Source organism: Muricoccus harenae, assembly GCF_009848505.1.
Classification (GTDB): domain Bacteria; phylum Pseudomonadota; class Alphaproteobacteria; order Acetobacterales; family Acetobacteraceae; genus Roseomonas; species Roseomonas harenae.
Genome location: NZ_WWDL01000018.1, coordinates 90,880 through 109,561 on the forward strand (window position 1 = coordinate 90,880; position 18,682 = coordinate 109,561).

Consider the following 18,682-nt stretch of genomic DNA (forward strand, 5'->3'; position numbering starts at 1 on the left):
AATGAAAAGAACGCTGGAGGACGTCTGCCATGGTCCCGCGCATCGACCATCCGCCGAACATGCCCGTGGCTGCATCACCCCGCAGGACGGCGAGATAGGACGGCAGCCGGAGAGGCGGCGGCCGTCGTGCCGGCCTCCTGTCCGGCCTTCCCAGGGTAACGCGAAACGCGGCCCGGCTCGCCGCGCGTCCCGGCAAGCGGGCCGGGAGCACGGAGGCATCCAAGGGCCGCCCGAAGGGACGGCGCGCATGGACATCCGGAATGAAAGCCTCGGCTCCATCGACGACAGGCTCCGCCGAAGCGATCCGGGGGAGGAGCTTCCCTGTTCCGGCGGCTGCCGCGCGCGGCTGCTGGAGGCTGTGATCGCCGCAGTTGCGGTGGCGGCGCAGGCCGATGGACGGATCCAGCCGTCGGAGCGCATGGCCGTGATGGCTGTCCTGAACCGGACCGGGCTGGTGGAGGATGCCGGGATGCCGGCTGCGCTGGCGGGCTTCGCCGATTGCGTGGCCGCGCTCCAGGCCGGGCGCGTGAGCCTGCCCCAGCTTCTCTCGCGCCGGATGAACATGCTGGTCGGCGCGCCCTGGAGCCTGCTGGTCGTGCAGGCGGCGGCGGAGGTGGCGGAGGCGGATGGACCGCTATGTGCCGAGGAGGAGCGTGCGCTTCTCGCCATCCGCCGGGCAGCCGGGGTGATGCCGCCGCCCTTGCCCCCCCGCGTGGCGGCGCGGCCGGAGGTGCCCGGCGCCGGGGAGCGGAGCCCAGAGGCGTAGTGCCACCCCGGGCCTGCGGAGCGCGGCTGCCACAGGGATCTGGGACGCCTCCCACTCGACGCGGTGGGGGGCGCGCGCTAAGGCACCGGAGAATCCCCCTGACCGAAGAAGACGCCGCCCGCCCGATGACCAGCAGCAACGACGTCCGCGCCACCTTCCTGGATTACTTCGCCCGCAACGGCCATTCCGTTGTGGAGAGCAGCCCGCTGGTTCCGCGCAACGACCCGACGCTGCTCTTCACCAACAGCGGCATGGTGCAGTTCAAGAACGTCTTCACCGGGCAGGAGCGGCGTCCCTATTCGCGCGCGACGACCGCCCAGAAATGCGTGCGCGCCGGCGGCAAGCACAACGACCTGGACAATGTCGGCTACACCGCCCGGCACCACACCTTCTTCGAGATGCTGGGAAATTTCTCCTTCGGCGACTACTTCAAGGAACAGGCGATCTCCCATGCCTGGACCCTGCTGACGAAGGACTTTGCCCTGGCCAAGGAGAAGCTGCTCGTCACCGTCTATCATGAGGATGAGGACGCGGCGGATCTCTGGAAGAAGATCGCGGGCCTGCCGGACGAGAAGATCATCCGCATCGCGACCTCGGACAATTTCTGGCGCATGGGCGACACCGGCCCCTGCGGGCCTTGCAGCGAAATCTTCTACGACCACGGTGACAAGATTCCCGGCGGCCCGCCCGGCAGCCCGGATGAGGATGGCGACCGCTTCATCGAAATCTGGAACCTGGTGTTCATGCAGTACGAGGAGGGGCCGCCCGGCACGCGCCGTCCGCTGCCGCGCCCCTCGATCGACACGGGCATGGGGATGGAGCGCTTCACCGCCATCCTGCAGGGCGTCCACGACAACTACGACACCGACACCTTCCGCGCGATCATCCTGGCCAGCGCCGAGGCGACCGGGCAGGAGCCGGACGGGCCGTTCAAGGCCAGCCATCGCGTGGTGGCGGATCACCTTCGTTCGGGCGCCTTCCTGATCGCCGAAGGGGTGCTGCCCTCCAATGAGGGCCGTGGCTATGTGCTACGTCGCATCCTCCGCCGCGCCATGCGCCACGCGCACATGATGGGCGCGAAGGACCCGCTGCTGCCGCGGCTGGTGCCGGTGCTGATCCGGCAGATGGGCGCGGCCTATCCGGAGCTGGTGCGGGCCGAGGCGCTGATCACCGAGACGCTGCGGCTGGAGGAGACGCGCTTCCGTTCGCTGCTCGAGCGCGGCCTCGGCCTTCTGGCCGAGGAGACGGCGAAGCTGGGCGATCGCGAGGCGCTGCCGGGCGATGTGGCCTTCCGCCTCTACGACACCTTCGGCTTCCCGCTGGACCTGACCCAGGACGCGCTGCGCTCCGAGGGGCGGCCGGTGGATACGGCAGGCTTCGAGACCGCCATGGCCGAGCAGCGCCGCCGGGCGCGGGCCGCCTGGTCCGGCTCTGGCGAGGCGGCGACGGAATCCCTCTGGTTCGACCTGAAGGAGCGGCTGGGTAGCGGCACCGAGTTCCAGGGCTACAACACCGAGCGGGCCGAAGCCTCGATCGTCGCGCTGGTGGCGAATGGCGCCGAGGTGGAGAACGCCCCAGCCGGCACCGAGGTGGCGGTGGTGCTGAACCAGACGCCTTTCTATGCCGAGAGCGGCGGCCAGGTGGGCGACACCGGCACGATCACCGGCCCGGACGGGCTGCGGATCGTGGTGCGGGACACGCAGAAGAAGCTCGGCCTCTTCGTGCATCTCGGTACGGTGGAGGCGGGCACCGCGACGAAGGATGCCGCTGTTGTGGCGGAGGTGGACCATGCCCGCCGCGGCAGCATCCGCGCGCATCACTCCGCGACCCATCTGCTGCACGAGGCGCTGCGGCGCCGGCTGGGCACGCATGTCGCCCAGAAGGGCAGCCTGAATGCGCCGGACCGGCTGCGCTTCGACGTCTCCCAGCCCACGCCCATGTCCACCGAGGACCTGGCCTGGGTGGAGGGCGAGGTGAATGCCCGCGTCCGCGAAAATGCCGAGGTGGTGACCCGCCTGATGACGCCCGACGAGGCGGTGAAGGCCGGTGCCATGGCGCTGTTCGGCGAGAAATATGGCGATGAGGTGCGCGTGGTCGGGATGGGTTACGACCCGGAGGCCACCGAGCGCCACGGCGTGTACAGCCTGGAGCTTTGCGGCGGCACGCATGTCGGCCGCACGGGCGATATCGGGCTGTTCAAGATCGTCGGCGAGAGCGCCGTGGCCGCCGGCGTGCGGCGCGTCGAGGCGGTGACGGGGGCGGCGGCCCTGGCGCTGGTCGAGGAATCCGAGCGGACGCTGCGCGAGGCCGCGGCCACGCTGAAGGCGCCACCCGCCGAGGTGCCGGCCCGCGTCGCCGCACTGATGGAGGAGCGCCGCAAGCTGGAGCGCGAACTGGCCGATCTGCGGCGCAAGCTGGCAACCGGCGGCGCAGCCTCGGAGGTGGAGGAGCTGTCCGGACTGCGCGTGGCTCTGCGCGACCTGGGCGAAGTGCCTGCGCGCGACCTGAAGGGGCTCGCCGAGGCCATCCTGAAGGGCGGCACGGCCGATGTGGTCGGGCTCGTCTCCTCGGCCGAGGGGAAGGCCAGCATCGTGGTCGCCGTGGGCGAGGCCGGGAAGGGCAAGGCAGATGCCGTGGCGCTGGTGCGCGCGGCCTCGGCGGCCGTGGGCGGCAAGGGCGGCGGCGGGCGCCCGGACATGGCCCAGGCCGGCGGACCGGAGGGCCAGAAGTCCAGCGAGGCGCTGGCCGCCATCCGGGGCGCCCTGGCCGCCTGAAAACACCCCGCGGGGTCCGGGGGCCACGTTCGGCCCCCGGTGGTTCAGGGGCGAAGCCCCTGTCTTTGATTTAGCCTACGGTTTCCGGCCGGAGCGGCCCAGAGGCCTGCTCGGAGAGGCCGCGCACGACCTGGGCGAGCGCGGTCTCGATCTGCCGGAGGAGGGTCGACGCCTCGGCGGCGTCGAATTCGGAGATGACGACCTGGTCCGGCATGTCGTGGACCAGGACGACGCGGCCTGCGATGGCCTCGGCTCGGAAACTGCTCATGGGTAAAAGTTTAGCAATGCCAGGATCGAAATTCACAGCCCTGTGATAATTCATCTGTCTGATGTTGCAGTGCAGCCACAGGCAGGCCGCCGCACCGAAACATGGTCCGGAACCGCGCGTTGACCCCCCTGAACAGCTGGAGGTCGGCATGTCTTTTCGCCCCATCCGATACGAGCCCGACATGGAACATGCCGAGCCCGGGGAAGGGGAGACGGCCCGCGAGCTGACCGAGACCATGCGTAGCATCGCGGAGACGACCTACCGGGATTACGGCTACCCCGTCCGCAGCGTGCATGCGAAGAGCCACGGGCTGCTCCGGGGCGAGCTGCGGGTTACGGACGGTTTCGCGCCCGCTTATGCGCAGGGGCTCTTCGCCAGGCCTGGGACCTACCCGGTGGTGATGCGCTTCTCCACCAATCCCGGCGACCTGCTGGACGACAGCATCTCGGTTCCGCGCGGGCTGGCCATCAAGGTGGTGGGTGTGGAGGGCGAGCGCCTTCCGGGCTCCGAGGGGCAGGCGACGCAGGATTTCGTCATGGTCAACTCGCCCGCCTTCGGCACGCCGACGGCCAAGGCCTTCCTGGGCGCGGCGAAGCTGCTGGCGAAGACCACGGATATCCCGCAGGGCTACAAGAAGGCCGTCTCGGCAGTGCTGCGCGGCGCCGAGACGGTGCTGGAGGTTTTGGGCGGGGAGAGCCCGGCGCTGAAGTCCATCGGCGGCCATCCGAACACGCATATTCTGGGCGAGACCTTCTACAGCGCCACGCCCTTCCTCTATGGGCCCTACATGGCCAAGTACTCGGTCGCGCCGGTGACACCGATGCTGAGGGCGCTGAAGGGCCGCCGGATCGATGTGGCGGGGCGGCCGGATGCGCTGCGGGAGGAGGTGATGGCCTTCTTCGCCTCCCAGGAGGGCGAGTGGGAGATGCGCGTGCAGCTCTGCACCGATCCGGAGCGGATGCCGATCGAGGATTCCTCCGTGGAATGGCCGGAGGAGATCAGCCCCTATGTCACGGTGGGCCGCATCAGGGTCTCGGCGCAGCCTTCCTGGAACGAGGCGCGTTCCAAGGCCGTCGATCTCGGCATGTCGTTCAGCCCCTGGCACGGGTTGGCGGCGCACCGGCCGCTCGGCTCGATCAACCGGGTGCGCAAACCGGCCTATGAGATGTCCTCAGGGTTCCGGGCCACGCATTCCGGCTGCCCGATGCACGAGCCACGCATCGCGGACGAGATCCAGATCTGAAAGCCCATAAGAGTGGGAGTGGCGTCATGACGCAGCATGTGAGCACCGAGCCTTACGAAGGTCCCGCTGGCGGCTGGGGATCGGTCCGCTCGGTCGAGACGCGGCTGCTGCGCGAGGAACGGATCGCGACGGGCAATGCGGTCCTGCTGCGGCAGAACAAGCCGGGCGGCTATTCCTGCGTCTCCTGCTCCTGGGCGAAGCCGCGCGAGCCGCATCCCTTCGAGTATTGCGAGAACGGCGCGAAGGCGACGGCCTGGGAAATCACGCGCAAGCGGCTGCCGCTGGAGTTTTTCGAAACGCATACGATCACGGAGCTGCGCGGCTGGTCCGACCATGACCTGGAGGCGGCGGGGCGGCTGACGCATCCGATGCGGCTCGATCGCGCGCAGGACCGCTGGGTTCCGATCTCCTGGGAGGATGCCTTCCGCGAAATCGGCGCGGAGCTGCGCGGCATGGACCCGAAGCGGACGGTCTTCTATGCTTCGGGCCGCGCCTCGCTCGAGACGTCCTACATGTACGGACTCTTCGCCCGGATCTACGGGCACAACAACCTGCCCGACAGCTCGAACATGTGCCACGAGAGCACCTCGGTGGCGCTACCGCAGGCGATCGGCGCGCCGGTGGGGACGGTGACGCTGGACGACTTCCATGTCACCGGCTGCATTCTCTCCTTCGGGCAGAATGTGGGCACGAACTCGCCGCGCATGCTGCATCCGCTGCAGGAGGCGTCGCGGCGCGGCGTGCCCGTCATCACCTTCAACCCGCTGAAGGAGCGCGGCTGGGAGCGCTTCACCAACCCGCAATCGCCGGTGGAGATGCTGACGGGCGGGGAGACGCGGATCTCGTCGCAATACCACCAGGTCCGGGCCGGCGGCGACATCGCGGCAATTGCCGGCGTCTGCAAGGCGCTGATCGAGGCAGACGATACCGCCATGGCGGCCGGGCGCCGGCCTCTGCTGGACCATGCCTTCATCGCGCAGCACACACAGGGCCTTGAAGCCTTCGCCGGCTGGTGCCGCAGCCAGGACTGGGCGGAGCTGGAGCGGTGGTCCGGGCTGACGCAGCAGGCGATGCGGGACGCGGCGAGCATTTATGGCGCCGCGCCATCGGCCATGGCGATCTACGGGATGGGGCTGACGCAGCACAAGAAGGGCGTCGAGAGCATCCGGATGCTGGTGAACCTGCTGCTGCTGCGCGGGAACATCGGCAAGCCAGGCGCGGGCATCCTGCCGGTGCGCGGGCATTCCAACGTGCAGGGGCAGCGCACCGTCGGCATCACCGAGAAGCCCTCGCTGGTGCCGCTGGACCGTCTGGCGGAGCAGTATGGGTTCGAGCCGCCACGGGAGGCGGGGCTGAACACGGTGGAGGCTTGCGAGGCCATATTGGAAGGGCGGGTGCAGGCCTTCCTGGGCCTCGGCGGCAACTTCATCCGGGCGGTGCCGGACACGGTGCGGATGGAGGCAGCCTGGCCGCGCATCCGGCTGACGGTGCAAGTGGCCACGAAGCTGAACCGGAGCCATCTGGTGAATGGCGAAGTGGCCTATCTGCTGCCCTGTCGCGGGCGCATCGAGGAGGATGTGCAGGCGAGCGGGCCGCAATTCGTCAGCTGCGAGGACACGATGACGAGCATCCATGCCTCGCTCGGCAAGGTGGAGCCGGCCTCGCCCGACCTGCTGTCGGAACCCGCCATTGTCGCAGGCCTCGCCAAGGCCACGCTGGCACCGAACCCGAAGCTGCCCTGGGATGAGTGGGTGGCGGATTACGGGCGTATCCGGGACGCGATCGAGGCGACCTATCCCGATATGTTCAAGGACTACAATCGCCGCGTCCACGAGCCGGGCGGCTTCCCGCGCCCGCTTCCGGCCCGGAAGCGCGAGTGGAAGACGGAGACGGGGAAGGCGAATTTCCTGGTGCCTTCCGGCCTGCGCGCCGATCTGGCGACGGAGCTGGACGATCCCGAGATCCTGCAGCTGGTCACGCTCCGGTCCAACGACCAGTTCAACACCACAGTCTATGGCTATGAGGACCGCTTCCGCGGCATCAGCGGGACGCGGGAGGTGGTGTTGATGAACCAGGCAGATGCCGGGCGCCTCGGACTGCGCAATGGCGACCGCGTGTCACTGACCACGGCGGTGGAGGGCGAGGCGGAGCGGCGGGTGGATGGGCTGCAGGTGGTATTCTACGATATCCCAAAGGGGGCGATCGGCGGCTACTACCCGGAATGCAACCCGCTGATCCCGCTCTGGCACTATGCGGAGGGCAGCAAGGTGCCGGCGGCCAAGGCTGTGCCCGTGCGGGTCGGGCGGAGTGCTGCGGCCGGATAGGCCGCTACAGCCATTCGGGCGGCGGCAGGTCGCGGAAGGTCTGGCGTAGGCGGCTGGACCAGCCGTCGCGCAGGACCACGAAATAAGGGTCCTCCGCACCGACCCGCCGCACCTCCGGCAGTTCCAGTGAATCCGCCCGATACACCCAGAGGTCCAGCGGCAGGCCGACAGAGAGGTTGGTGCGGATGGTGTCGTCCATGCTGACGAGGACGAGCTTCACCCCGTCGACACATGGCATGTCATGGGTCAGCACGCGGGTGATGATGGGCTTGCCGTATTTGTGCTCGCCGATCTGCAGGAAGGGTGTGTCGGGCGTCGCCTCGATGAAGTTGCCGGCGGCATAGACGAGGAAGAGCCGGTGCGGCCGGCCGGCGATTTGCCCGCCCAGGAGAAACGAGGCCGAGAAGGTGAGGCCCTGCGCCTTCAGCGCCGGCCCGTCCGCGGCATAGACGGCGCGGATGGCGGCGCCGACGAGCTGGGCGGCGCGGAAAGGGCTCGCGACGCTCTTGAGCGTCTGCGTTTCACCATCCAGCGGCAGGCCTTCCTGGAGGCGGTTCCAGACGGCCTGGGTGATGCCGAGATTGCCGGCGGAGAGCAGGCAAAAGGCGCGATCGCCGGGTACCCCCACCGTGTAGAGCTTGGAGAAGGTGGAGACATTGTCGACCCCTGCATTGGTGCGGGTGTCGCCAAGCATCACCAGGCCGTCCCGCAGGAAGAGGCCTACGCAATAAGTCATGGTTCCGGTGGCTCCCCCGATGGCGGGAGGGGAACCCGGCTGCTGCGCCGTGGTTTCGGCCGGCCCGCGGAGGCCGGCCATGCGCCGGCGTCAGCCGATCAGGAAGCACTTCCCGATCGAGGCTCCGAGGCGGGCATTGCCATCGATGATCTCCGCCAGCAGGTCGCTCAGGCCGATCTCCAGCAGCCGCGCGGGGCTATGGGCAACGCAGCGGCCGCGTAGGGCGGCCGCCAGGCGCCGGCAGTCGACGCGGTCTTCGCCTTCCGACATGGCCAGCACGCTGAGGATGGCGCTGATCTCTTCGTAGCAGGCCGAGACGGAGCGCGGGTGCTCGGGGCGCATCAACAGAAGCTCCACCACCCGCGCAGGGTGCAGGCGTTCGCGGAACAGGTGCTGGTAGGCGCGCAACGCGAAGACGGAGCGCAGCACGCCCTGCCATTCCGCGTAATTCGCCGCATCCTCCTCGGCATTGGGGGAGAAGGCGGGGGCGCGGGCGGCGAGGAGGCGCGCGGTATTGTCCGCACGCTCCAGCATCGTGCCCAGGCGGACGAAGCGCCAGGCGTCATCGCGCAGCATGGTGTCCATGGCGGCGCCGTTGAACAATACGGCCCGTGCCATGACCCAGTCATTGAAGCCCACCAGCCGATCGCCGCCGGCATTACCGGGATCGAGCTTGCGCAGGTCGATCCAGGTGTCGTTCACCGCTTGCCACATGTCCACGGTCAGGGCGGTGCGAACGGCGCGGGCGTTGCGGCGCGCGGCCTCGAAGCAGGCGGCGACGGAGGAGGGGTTCAGCGTGTCGAGGGTCAGCCAGCGCGCGGCCTGGCCCGGGGTGGGCGCCCCGTAGAGTTCGGTGAAATGCCCGCTTGTGCCGGTGGCCGCGAGCAGGCCGGCCCATTCCGCTGTCTCCATGCCGCGCGGGGCGGCCAGGGCGGCCGTGCGGAGGGTCGCGTTCAGGGCGCGCGCGGTGTTTCCGGCGCGCTCCATGTAGCGGCCAAGCCAGAAGAGGCTGTCGGCGGTGCGTGCCAGCATCAGCCTTGCTTCCTGGCCGTTTGGGTCATGCCGCCGAGGGACTGGCTCATGCCTGCGCCCTCCATGGCCCCACCTTCCATGGATTGCGCCGTGGGCGGAGGATTCTCCTCGAGCACCCAGGTGTCCTTGGTGCCGCCGCCCTGGGAGGAGTTCACCACCAGCGAGCCCTCCCGCAGTGCGACGCGGGTGAGGCCGCCCGGCACCATGCGCACCTGGTTCTTGCCGAACAGCACGAAGGGGCGGAGGTCGACATGGCGGGGCGCCATGCCGTTCTCGCAGAGGGTGGGCACGGTGGAGAGAGCCAGTGTGGGCTGAGCGATGTAGTCGCCGGGCTTCTCGCGGATGCGCTGGGCGAAGGTGGCGCGCTGGTCGGCCGTACTGTGCGGGCCAATGAGCATGCCGTAGCCGCCCGAGCCGCGGGCGAGCTTCACCACCAGCTCCTCCAGATGGTCGAGCACATAGGCGCGGTCCTCCTCTTGCTCGCACACATAGGTTGGCACGTTTTGCAGGATCGGCTCTTCCGAGAGGTAGAAGCGGATCATGGCGGGAACGAAGGGATAGACCGCCTTGTCATCGGCGATGCCGGCGCCGGGGGCATTCGCCAGGGTGACGCGACCGGCGCGGTAGGCGGCGATCAGCCCAGGCACGCCGAGCATGGTGTCTGGGCGGAAGGCCAGCGGATCGAGGAACTCATCGTCGACCCGGCGGTAGATGACATCCACGCGTCGCGGGCCGGCGGTGGTGCGCATGTAGACCGTGTCGTCCTGCACGACGAGGTCGGCGCCCTCGACCAGCTCTACACCCATTTCATCCGCCAGGAAGGAGTGCTCGTAATAGGCGGAGTTGAAGGGGCCGGGGGTGAGCACCGCAACGGTGGGCTCGCCGGTGCAGGCAGGGGGCGCGAGGGATTTCAGCGTCTCCAGCAGTTCCTCGCAGTAGTGGCCGACGGGCGCGATGCGGTGGGCGGCGCAGAGGCTGGGGAAGAGGCGCACCATCGCCTCCCGGTTCTCCAGCATGTAGGAGACGCCGGAGGGAACACGGCAATTGTCCTCGAGGACGAAGAACTCCTCGGGGCCGGTGCGCACCAGGTCGATGCCGGAGATGACTGTGTAGACGCCGCCAGGGGGGGTGAAACCCTCCATCGCCTCGCGGTAGCCCTCATTCTTCAGCACCAGCTCGGCGGGGACGATGCCTTCCTTCAGGATACGGCGCGGCCCATAGACATCCGCCAGGAAGGCATTGAGGGCCCGGACGCGCTGCTCCAGCCCGCGGCGAAGGCGTTCCCATTCATCGCGGGCAATGACGCGGGGGATCACGTCGAAGGGGATCAGCCGCTCCGGATCGCCGCCCTGGTCGTAGACGGCGAAGGTGACGCCGATGCGGCGGAACAGGATTTCCGCCTCGCGCCGCTTGGCTTCCAGCGCCTCCGCGCCCGCAGAGGCGAGATACCGGGCAATACCGCTGTAGGGAGCACGTATCCCACGCCCATCATTCATTTCGTCGAAGGCCGCCACCCTGTCCTCCGTTAGTGCAGCCGAGAGAGGCCGCCATGCGATCGTCGCAGCAAGTGCCGTGCCGGGCGAGGGGGCGGAGTAGTCCGTGCCGCATGGGTCGCCTACTGGCGAAGACGCGCGGCCATGGGTCCCGGTTGCGTCCTGGGGAACGGTGTGATGCGCGGGGGACACGCTGGCCGGGGCCGCGACTCATGCCGGGCGATTCCGTGCTTGCGGTTTGCGTTCATGATTTGTTCACTACTGTCCATGCGATACCTCCATGCCGCGACCCGCCCGATCATTCCGAACGATGCGCTGCGCGAAGCCATGCTGGCCTTCGTCATCGCCTTTCCGGCCTTCTGGATGCTGGGTGAGGTGGCAGTCGCCCTCGGCTACTGACACAGATGGGGCCTAGGCCTGCCGGAGGCCTCAGCCGTCATCCTCGGGATCCGCGCCGGGGCGGCCGGTGGCGTGGCGCCAATGATGCCAGAGCAGCCGGGCAGCCAAGGAACGGCAGGGGCGCCATTCCTCCGCCAGCGCCGCCAGGGCGCGCGGGGTCGGTCGGGCCGGCAGGCCGCGGAGATGGGCAAGGGCGGCGGCCAGGGCGAGGTCACCTTCCGGGAAGATATCCGGGCGGTTCTCGGCGAAAAGTAGATGGACCTGGGCTGTCCAGCGGCCCAGGCCCCGGACAGCGGACAGATGGGCGACGGCCTCCTCGTCCTCCATCGAGGGCAGCGCATCCAGGCGCAACTGGCCCTCCAGAATGGCCGTGGCGAGGCTTCGGGCATGGGCCGCCTTGGGGCGGGAGAGGCCCGCGAGACCGCAGAGCTCCGCATCGTCCAGGGCCAGCAGCCCCGCCGGCTCAAGCGCGCCAGGCAGGAGGCGAAGGCGGCCCCAGATGACGCCGGCGGCGCGGTTGCTGATCTGCTGTCCGCAGATGGCGCGGAGCAGGCCCGGAAAGCCGGGCGGACGGCCGCGCCAGGGCAGTGGGCCGGCCCGGGCAAGGACGCCCTGCAGCGCCGGATCGGACAGGGCGAGGGCGGCGAGGCCGCGTTCGGCCCATTCCGGGATGGTCTGCATCGGAAAGGGAGGTGAACGGCGGCGGGCGCCGCGACAAGGGGGGATGCGACTGTCCCGCCGCCGTTCCTGCGGCAGTGCCCCGGGGATTGGGGGGAAGGGCACCGCCGTTGACCGGGACTTGGGCGCGGAGGGGCGGTAATCCAACCCTGATCAGCGCTTGGTGATACGGCGCGCAACGGAGGGCCGTTCCGACATGGAATGTAACAACTGCCCCCGCGACACCGGGCCTGCCTGCGCTATGTAACAGGACATGGAACCCGCCCCGCACATCCTGGTCGTCGACGATGACCGCGAAATCCGCGAATTGCTCGCTCGCTTCCTCGAGAAGCAGGGCTTCCGCGTGACCACCGCGCGGGAGGCGCGGGAGGCGAGGCGGGCCTGGCCGCTCGGGCGCTACCACATCGTCATCCTGGACCTGATGATGCCGGGCGAGTCCGGCCTGGACTTCGCTCGCTGGCTGCGCAGCCAGTCGGATGTGCCGATCGTCATGCTCACCGCCATGGGGGAGGAGACGGACCGGATCGTCGGCCTGGAACTGGGCGCGGATGACTATGTCGCCAAGCCCTTCAACCCGCGGGAGCTGCTGGCGCGCATCCGCGCCGTGATGCGCCGCGTCCATGGCGAGGGCACGCGGCGGGACCCGTTGCCCAGCGCCATCCGGTTCGGCGGTTGGATGCTGGAGCCGCAGCGCCGGCGGCTGCTGAACCCGGACGGGGTTGAGGTCTCGCTCACCGGCGGCGAGTACGAGCTGCTGACAGTGCTGGTGGAGCGGCCCAACCGCGTGCTGACCCGCGACATGCTGATGGACCTGCTGCGCGGGCGGCAGGCGGGGCCTTTCGACCGGGCGATCGATGTCGCGGTCTCCCGCCTGCGGCGCAAGCTGGAGGATGACGGCCGCAACCCCAGCCTGATCAAGACCGTTCGGGGCGGCGGCTACGTGCTGGCCGCGGATGTCGAGCGGGCGGCGTGACGCCGCCCCGTTGAGGAATCCAATCCGATGAAGGCGCTGCTGCGGCGCGTGCTGCCGGCCACCCTGGCGGCACGGACCGCGCTGTTCCTGCTGCTGGCGCTGATGGCGGTGCAGGCAGCGGGGCTAACGATCCATGCGCTGGACCGCGTGGACCTGCAGCGTGCGGCGACCGAGCGGGAGATGTCGGCGCGCACCTTCGCTCTGTGGCGCGCGATGAGCGTGACGGCGCCGGATCGGCGGAGCTCCATCCTCGCGGAGCTGGAGCTTCCTCCGGGGCTGGAGGCCGCGGTGGATGACCAGCCGGTTGTGCGGGTGGGCATGCTGCCGGCGCCGCCGGCGGTGCTGCGCATGATCCGGCCGGAGATCCTGCTGGGCGGCCCGCCGCGGTTGCGGCCCCGCGAGATCCAGGCAGGGATGCGCTTCGGCACCCTCTATGTCTCCATGCGGCTGCCCGAGGGCACGCAATGGCTGAACCTCAGGGTTCATGCCCCCCCGCTGCGGCCCTGGCATTCCGAGACCTTCCTTGTCGCCTTCGTACTGATGACGGCAATGGCGGCGATGCTGATCGTCTGGGCCACCCGGCGGCTGACGCGGCCGGTGCGCGACCTGGCGCTGGCTGCCAATGCGCTGGGGCGTGACGTGAACGCGCCGCCGATGCCGGAGGACGGACCGCGCGAGGTGGCAACCGCGGCGCACGCCTTCAACACCATGGCCGAGCGCATCCGCCGCTTCGTCGGCGATCGCACGCAGATGCTGGCGGCGATCGGGCATGACCTGCGTACGCCGATCACGCGGCTGAAGCTGCGTGCTGAGTTCATGGAGGACGAAGAGCAGCGTGCGAAGATGCTCTCCGACCTGGAGGAGATGGAGGCGATGGTAACGGCCACTCTCGCCTTCGCCCGTGACGACGCGGCGGCCGAGCCCTCGGTGCCGCTGGACCTCGCTGCCCTGTGCCGCACCGTGTTGGACGAGGCGGCCGATGCGCGCCCCGATGTCGAGCCGGAGGCCTTCGCCTTCGAGGGGCCGGAGCGGCTGACGATACGCGGCAGGCCGATCGCGCTGAAGCGGGCGCTGGCGAACCTCGTCGCCAACGCCGCGAATTACGGCGGCAACGCCCGGGTGGTGCTGGCACCGCCGCAGGCGGGGCAGATTCAGCTGCGCGTCGAGGATGACGGGCCGGGCATTCCGGAGGAGAGCCAGGAGGCCGTGTTCCAGCCCTTCCGGCGATTGGAGGTGAGCCGCAACCGCGAGACGGGCGGGGTCGGGCTCGGGCTGCCGATCGCGCGCAACATCTTCCGCGCGCATGGTGGGGACGTCGCATTGCAGAACCGGCCCGAGGGCGGGCTTTCGGCGCTGGTGACGCTGCCGGCGTGAGACCGGCCGGCAGGCGGTTGGCCGCATGAAGCAGCGGTCGGGATGCGGCGGGTGCAAAGTCGTTCTGTACCGGGACCAGGGCATTATGCACTTGGCCGTCGTTCCGGATACACGGGTTCAAGATGTTGCCGGGCAGGCGCCCCGCCAACTGCGCCGGCGGCTGGCCTGACGCCGCCAGACCGGGATCAACTCCTCCGGCCGTTCCGCCCTAGCTGTGGCAACAGGACCGAGGCGCCGCTGTCGCGGCATATTCGTCGTGGCGGCGGACCCAGTTCATGGTGCCGTCCTCGTTCCGGCCCTTGGGCACGCGGTCCATCAGCATGAAGGCGCCGAGCGCTTCCTCCATGCCGCGGGCATAGGTGGAATAGGTGTGGAAGACCTCCCCGTCCTCGCGGGCGAAGACGCTGATGCCGTGCAACTCGTCGAATTCCTTGGTCATCGGCGCGAAGTTGTAGCGGGCCTCGCCGCGCGCCCGCGCTTCGGGCGTGTAGGAGACGTCGAAGTCGAAGTTGAAGTCGGATCCGGCGGAGGAGGCCCAGGGGAAGCGCCAGCCCATCCGAGTGCGATAAGCCTCGATCTCCGGCAGAGGAGCGCGGGAGACGGCGGCCAGGGTGACGCCGCCGGCATTGAGATGGGGCAGGGCGCCGTCAAAGTGGTCGGCGATGAAGGAGCAGCCCTCGCAGCCCGCCGCCCAGCCGGGGGCGAGCATGAAATGGTAGAGGATCAGCTGGTCGCGGCCGTCGAAGAGGCCGGCGAGGTCCCTGGGGCCGTCGGGGGTGTCGAAGGCGTAGGCCTTCTCCAGCCGGACCCAGGGAAGGGCGCGGCGTTCCGCGTTCAGCGCGTCCCGGGCGCGGGTATGGGCCTTCTCCTTTTCCAGAAGGGCCTTGCGGCGGGCGGTCCAATCCTCGCGGGTGACGACAGGGTGGCTGGGCATCGTGGCAACCTCCTCGAAGGATGTGTTGATATCAACTTTTGCGGCTGTGGTCGAGCCTCATCTTTCCCAGACCGGCAGGCCGAGCAGGGCGGCCAAGGCGATGAGGACGAAGCAGGCGCGGCGGAAGGTTCTCTCGCTCGCCCGGCCGAAGAGATGGTTGCCGCCCCAGATGCCGAGGGCATAGGCGGGGGCAACGAGCGCCGTCAGCAGCAGCACGGTCGGCGCCAGCAGCCCGCTGATCAGATAGGTGACGGCGCTGATCACTCCGCTGGCGGCGAAAAAGAGCATGATGTTCGCCCGCACCCGTGCGGCAGGGATGGCGCCGCCCAGCCAATAGGCGACGACCGGCGGACCGCCCATCTGGGCGGCGCCCGAGAGCAGGCCCGAAGCCGCGCCGACCGTCAGGGAAAGGGGCAGGGCCGGGCGGCCGTGATAGCGCCAGCCCGAGGCCAGCAGCGCCAGCATGGCGATGGCCAGGACGCACATTCCCCAGCGAAGCGTCTCCGCATCCAGGTGGAGGAGGACCCAGGTTCCGGCGGGCGCGCCGACCAGGGCGCCGGCTACCAGCGAGGCGACCTCCCCCCGGTCCGCGCGGCGCCAAGCGGCCGGAATCAGCGGGAAGGCCGTGAGGTTGTCCACCAACATCAGCAGCGGTGCCGCAAGCCGCGGGCCGAGGGTGGCGCTGGCCAGGGGAATAAAGATCAGCGCGGAACCGAAGCCGGAAAACCCGCGCGCCAGCCCGGCGAGCAGGGCGACGGCCAGGGTGGCAGCCAACTCGGGCGCAGGCGGGAGTTCGGAGGACATGGAAGCTCTTTGGTCAGGCGAGGCGGGGGGGGGGGCGAGGGCCCGTTCTCCCGCTTCATGTCGGCGTTGGCGCAATTCGGAACGGAGGCAGGCTCATCGGGGGACAGGAGAGACGCAAGGGGCACAGACCCCGTGGCCGCGACATGGCTTCCGCCGCCCGCCTTCTCCGCCTCGTCTTCTCCGCGCCGGTTCAGCAGGGCTCCGTGTCAGGAGCGGGCTGCGATTGGCAGGAACCGCCGCGGAAGGGCTTTGGCCGTACCCGGGTCAGGTGGTCCTCCGCTGACTTCCCCTCGATCCGGCCCTGGTGGTAGCCGCGCTGCCAGCCCTGGGCGCGGGCCTCGCTGTCAGGCTCCTTCAGCCCGGCATTGAAGGCGCTGCGGGAGGCACTCCAGGCGCGGTGGGCCTCGGCGAGGGCTGGGTCCTCGGCGACCGGGCGGATTTCCGGCTGCACGCGGGCGATCAGGTCGCGCGGAATGGGAAACAGGAAGCAGATCGGCTCGCCCGGGGCGAAGCGCACCGGATGGCGCGGGCGGGTGAAGCGCCAGTTCATGGTGAAGGTGGCGGGCGACCAGTCGGTCTCTACGATACCGGTCAGCGGCGCGATGCCGTCCTTCGCTGCATTGGGCGGGCCGGAGATCCAAAGGCTGATCCCGGGATCGGTGCGGAACAGCAGGTCGATGTGGAAGGTCAGCACCCCCGCGCCGAAATGGCTGGTGGGGGTGGGGCGGCCCGGCTTTTCCGTGCGGATGGCGATGTCGGCAGGGGCGCCGCCGCCGTTCCACCAGGCCTCGTAGCTGCCGTCGCCGACCACCTCCCAGCCATGGGCATTGGCGATGGTCAGCGGTAGGCAGCGGTTGGCGAAGCCCTGGGGGGTGGCATCCATCCAGCCCCGCCGCCCCGGGGAGGGGCGCAGGGCCGGCGGATTGGGGCCGAGGCTGTGTGCGGTCAGCCGGATGGGCGGGGCGTCATCCGGCATGGCCGCTCACGGGGCCGTGGTGCAGCGCTTCAGCGGGCTGGGGAATTCGGCGCAGTTCGGGAAGACGATCTCGTTCGGACCGCGCCGCTCCACCCGCAGGTTATTGGGATTGGCGCAGCCGAAGGCGCTGTCAGGCGGCAGGCGGCCGCCTAGGGGTGCAATGGCGGCGGAGGCGGGCGCCAGGCGGAACTCCACGCTGTCCGGGCCGCCGGCCACCGTCTCGATCAGGCGCTGACGATAGGGGACCTCGAGCACCGAGACGCGCATGATGACGTCCCGCGTGAAAATGACGGTGGGCTGGGCGGCGCAGCTCGCGCCCTCGGTCTCGGTGGCCGGATAGATGCCGCCGGTCCAGGTGCCGAAGAGCCAGGCATGCGGCGCGGCCTGTGGCTGCTGCTGCGCATCCGCCGCCGCTAGCGGCGCGGCCAGTGCCGCGACCAGAATCCACTTCGCCCAGCTTCGCCGCATGTCACGCCCCTCAAGACTGGAAGTCCGGCCAGATAAAGGGGAGGACGCGCCGCCTGTCCACCCCGGCCCGGCGTGGATTCACGCGGCGGCGGGCACCGCCGCCGGTGCCGGCTCGCGGAGCGGCAGGTGGATCAGCGCCGCGAAGACCCCCGCCGCGATGGAGATGAGCCACATGGCGTCGTAGTTGCCCGTGCGGTCGAAGATGAGACCGGGGAGCCAGGCGCCGAGGAAGCCGCCGATCTGGTGGCCCAGGAAGACGAGGCCAAAGATGGTGGCCAGCCAGCGCGTGCCGAAGAGCCGGGCGCAAAGCGAGACCGTCGGCGGGACTGTGGAGAGCCAGAGCACGCCCATCAGCGCGGAGAAGATCAGCACCGAGGCGGTGGTCTTCTCGGCCATGAAGAACACGGCGATGAGCAGGGCGCGCAGGGCGTAGATCGCCACCAGAAGCTCCCGCCGCTTCCAGCGCTGCGTCAGCTCCCCGGCGCCCAGCGAGCCGATGATGTTGAACAGCCCGATCAGCGAGATCGACCAAGCGCCGACCTGGATCGGCAGGTGGCACAGGGCGACGAAGCCCGGCATGTGCACGGCCAGGAAGGAGACATGCAGCCCGCAGACGAAGAAGCCGAAGAAGAGGCACCAGAACATGCGGGAGCGCAGCGCGCGGGAAAGGGCCTCGCGGGCGGATTCCTCCGGCTCGGCCGCCGCGGCCTTGGCCGGAGGATGGCCGGCGAGGGACAGGGCCAGGGGGATCATCAGCAGCGCGGCCGCGGCCATGGCCAGCAGCGCCCATTGCCAGCCGAGGCCGGAGAGGGCGAGGCCCGAGAGCGGCACCACCATGAACTGCCCGATCGAGGAGCCCGCCGTGCCGAGGGCCGCCGCGCGGCCGCGCATCGTTTCGGGCAGCTGGCGGGTGAGGGAGGCGACGATCACCGGCATGCCGGCCGCCGAGACGGCGATGCCCATGATGAGCCCGGCGAAGAAGGTGAAGGCCCCGAGGCTGGGTGACAGCGCCATGCCGGCAATGCCGACGGCGTAGAGCAGCGCGCCCCCCATCACCACGGCGCGCCCGCCGAAGCGGTCCGCAAGCTGGCCAACGACGGGCTGACTGAAGCCATTCACCAGCACCTGGATGGCAATGGCCAGGGCGAAGCCGCTTGTTGACCAGCCGAGGGCGGTGGTCATCGGGGCGAGATAGAGGCCGAAGGACTGTCGCAGCCCCATGGCGAGGGCGGCGCAGCCAACCGCCAGCGTCAGGAGCAGCACGAGTGACCGGCCTTGCACGATGTTCCGCTCCCGAATACTTGGCACAGGTCTAGGGCGTGTCCTCAGATGGGGGATTCCCAGGATGGTGCTGGAGTGATTCATAGGGTGCCGGCAAGTTGTGGAGCAGCCGGGGAATGCGGCGATACGCGTTGCGTGACGATCAGTGGGTGCGGATCG

17 protein-coding genes are annotated in these 18,682 nt (G+C 69.6%); 7 read left to right on the top strand and 10 right to left on the bottom strand.

The genetic code is table 11. From position 1 onward, the window contains the following. The first annotated feature begins 247 nt into the window (after positions 1-247). Positions 248-766: a TerB family tellurite resistance protein gene (locus tag GSE44_RS14320; RefSeq protein ID WP_159349507.1), complete on the top strand. Its 519-nt coding sequence runs from the start codon at positions 248-250 to the stop codon at positions 764-766. Between the two features lie 125 nt (positions 767-891). Beyond that, the gene (alaS, locus tag GSE44_RS14325; RefSeq protein WP_159349508.1) at positions 892-3,540 is read left to right on the top strand and encodes an alanine--tRNA ligase; all 2,649 of its coding nucleotides are present in this window, start codon (positions 892-894) and stop codon (positions 3,538-3,540) included. Positions 3,541-3,610: 70 nt separating this feature from the next. Here alaS and GSE44_RS14330 read toward each other — a convergent pair whose 3' ends face one another. Further along, a complete protein-coding gene (locus GSE44_RS14330) occupies positions 3,611-3,808 on the bottom strand; it encodes a hypothetical protein (protein WP_159349509.1) in 198 nt (65 codons plus the stop codon). A gap of 148 nt (positions 3,809-3,956) precedes the next feature. Here GSE44_RS14330 and GSE44_RS14335 point away from each other — a divergent pair, with 148 nt between their 5' ends. Next, the gene (locus GSE44_RS14335) at positions 3,957-5,051 is read left to right on the top strand and encodes a catalase family protein (protein ID WP_201306068.1); all 1,095 of its coding nucleotides are present in this window, start codon (positions 3,957-3,959) and stop codon (positions 5,049-5,051) included. A 26-nt stretch (positions 5,052-5,077) separates the two neighbouring features. Further along, on the top strand, positions 5,078-7,375 hold the full coding sequence (locus tag GSE44_RS14340) for an FdhF/YdeP family oxidoreductase (RefSeq protein WP_159349510.1): 2,298 nt from the start codon (positions 5,078-5,080) through the stop codon (positions 7,373-7,375). Between the two features lie 4 nt (positions 7,376-7,379). On the opposite strand, the gene GSE44_RS14345 is transcribed toward GSE44_RS14340, so the two are convergent. From GSE44_RS14345 to GSE44_RS14355, 3 genes are all read right to left on the bottom strand, one after another. Beyond that, complete coding sequence (locus tag GSE44_RS14345) at positions 7,380-8,111, bottom strand: peptidase (protein ID WP_159349511.1); 732 nt, start codon at positions 8,109-8,111, stop codon at positions 7,380-7,382. 90 nt (positions 8,112-8,201) lie between these two features. Further along, a complete protein-coding gene (locus GSE44_RS14350; protein ID WP_159349512.1) occupies positions 8,202-9,143 on the bottom strand; it encodes an alpha-E domain-containing protein in 942 nt (313 codons plus the stop codon). Further along, the gene (locus GSE44_RS14355; RefSeq protein WP_457852166.1) at positions 9,143-10,657 is read right to left on the bottom strand and encodes a circularly permuted type 2 ATP-grasp protein; all 1,515 of its coding nucleotides are present in this window, start codon (positions 10,655-10,657) and stop codon (positions 9,143-9,145) included. Before GSE44_RS14355 ends, GSE44_RS14350 begins: the two co-directional genes overlap by 1 nt. Positions 10,658-10,882: 225 nt before the next feature. Here GSE44_RS14355 and GSE44_RS14360 point away from each other — a divergent pair, with 225 nt between their 5' ends. After that, entirely contained in the window at positions 10,883-11,035 is a 153-nt protein-coding gene (locus tag GSE44_RS14360; RefSeq protein ID WP_159349513.1) for a hypothetical protein, read from the top strand. A gap of 30 nt (positions 11,036-11,065) precedes the next feature. On the opposite strand, the gene GSE44_RS14365 is transcribed toward GSE44_RS14360, so the two are convergent. Beyond that, positions 11,066-11,716, bottom strand: coding sequence for a DNA-3-methyladenine glycosylase family protein (locus GSE44_RS14365; RefSeq protein WP_159349514.1), 651 nt, complete (start codon positions 11,714-11,716; stop codon positions 11,066-11,068). A 250-nt stretch (positions 11,717-11,966) separates the two neighbouring features. On the opposite strand from GSE44_RS14365, the gene GSE44_RS14370 reads away from it, so the two are divergent. Next, positions 11,967-12,686 carry a response regulator gene (locus tag GSE44_RS14370; protein WP_159349515.1) on the top strand — a complete coding sequence of 240 codons (720 nt, stop codon included), beginning with the start codon at positions 11,967-11,969 and terminating at the stop codon, positions 12,684-12,686. A 27-nt stretch (positions 12,687-12,713) separates the two neighbouring features. Further along, complete coding sequence (locus GSE44_RS14375; protein ID WP_159349516.1) at positions 12,714-14,060, top strand: ATP-binding protein; 1,347 nt, start codon at positions 12,714-12,716, stop codon at positions 14,058-14,060. A gap of 208 nt (positions 14,061-14,268) precedes the next feature. Here GSE44_RS14375 and GSE44_RS14380 read toward each other — a convergent pair whose 3' ends face one another. From GSE44_RS14380 to GSE44_RS14400, 5 genes are all read right to left on the bottom strand, one after another. Then, positions 14,269-14,994 carry a DUF899 domain-containing protein gene (locus tag GSE44_RS14380; protein WP_159349517.1) on the bottom strand — a complete coding sequence of 242 codons (726 nt, stop codon included), beginning with the start codon at positions 14,992-14,994 and terminating at the stop codon, positions 14,269-14,271. A 57-nt stretch (positions 14,995-15,051) separates the two neighbouring features. Further along, positions 15,052-15,798, bottom strand: coding sequence for a sulfite exporter TauE/SafE family protein (locus tag GSE44_RS14385; protein WP_159349518.1), 747 nt, complete (start codon positions 15,796-15,798; stop codon positions 15,052-15,054). Between the two features lie 190 nt (positions 15,799-15,988). Further along, on the bottom strand, positions 15,989-16,774 hold the full coding sequence (locus GSE44_RS14390; RefSeq protein WP_159349519.1) for a DUF6065 family protein: 786 nt from the start codon (positions 16,772-16,774) through the stop codon (positions 15,989-15,991). A 6-nt stretch (positions 16,775-16,780) separates the two neighbouring features. Next, positions 16,781-17,242 carry a hypothetical protein gene (locus tag GSE44_RS14395; protein WP_159349520.1) on the bottom strand — a complete coding sequence of 154 codons (462 nt, stop codon included), beginning with the start codon at positions 17,240-17,242 and terminating at the stop codon, positions 16,781-16,783. Positions 17,243-17,320: 78 nt separating this feature from the next. Beyond that, complete coding sequence (locus GSE44_RS14400; protein ID WP_235924810.1) at positions 17,321-18,523, bottom strand: MFS transporter; 1,203 nt, start codon at positions 18,521-18,523, stop codon at positions 17,321-17,323. Positions 18,524-18,682 lie beyond the last annotated feature (159 nt).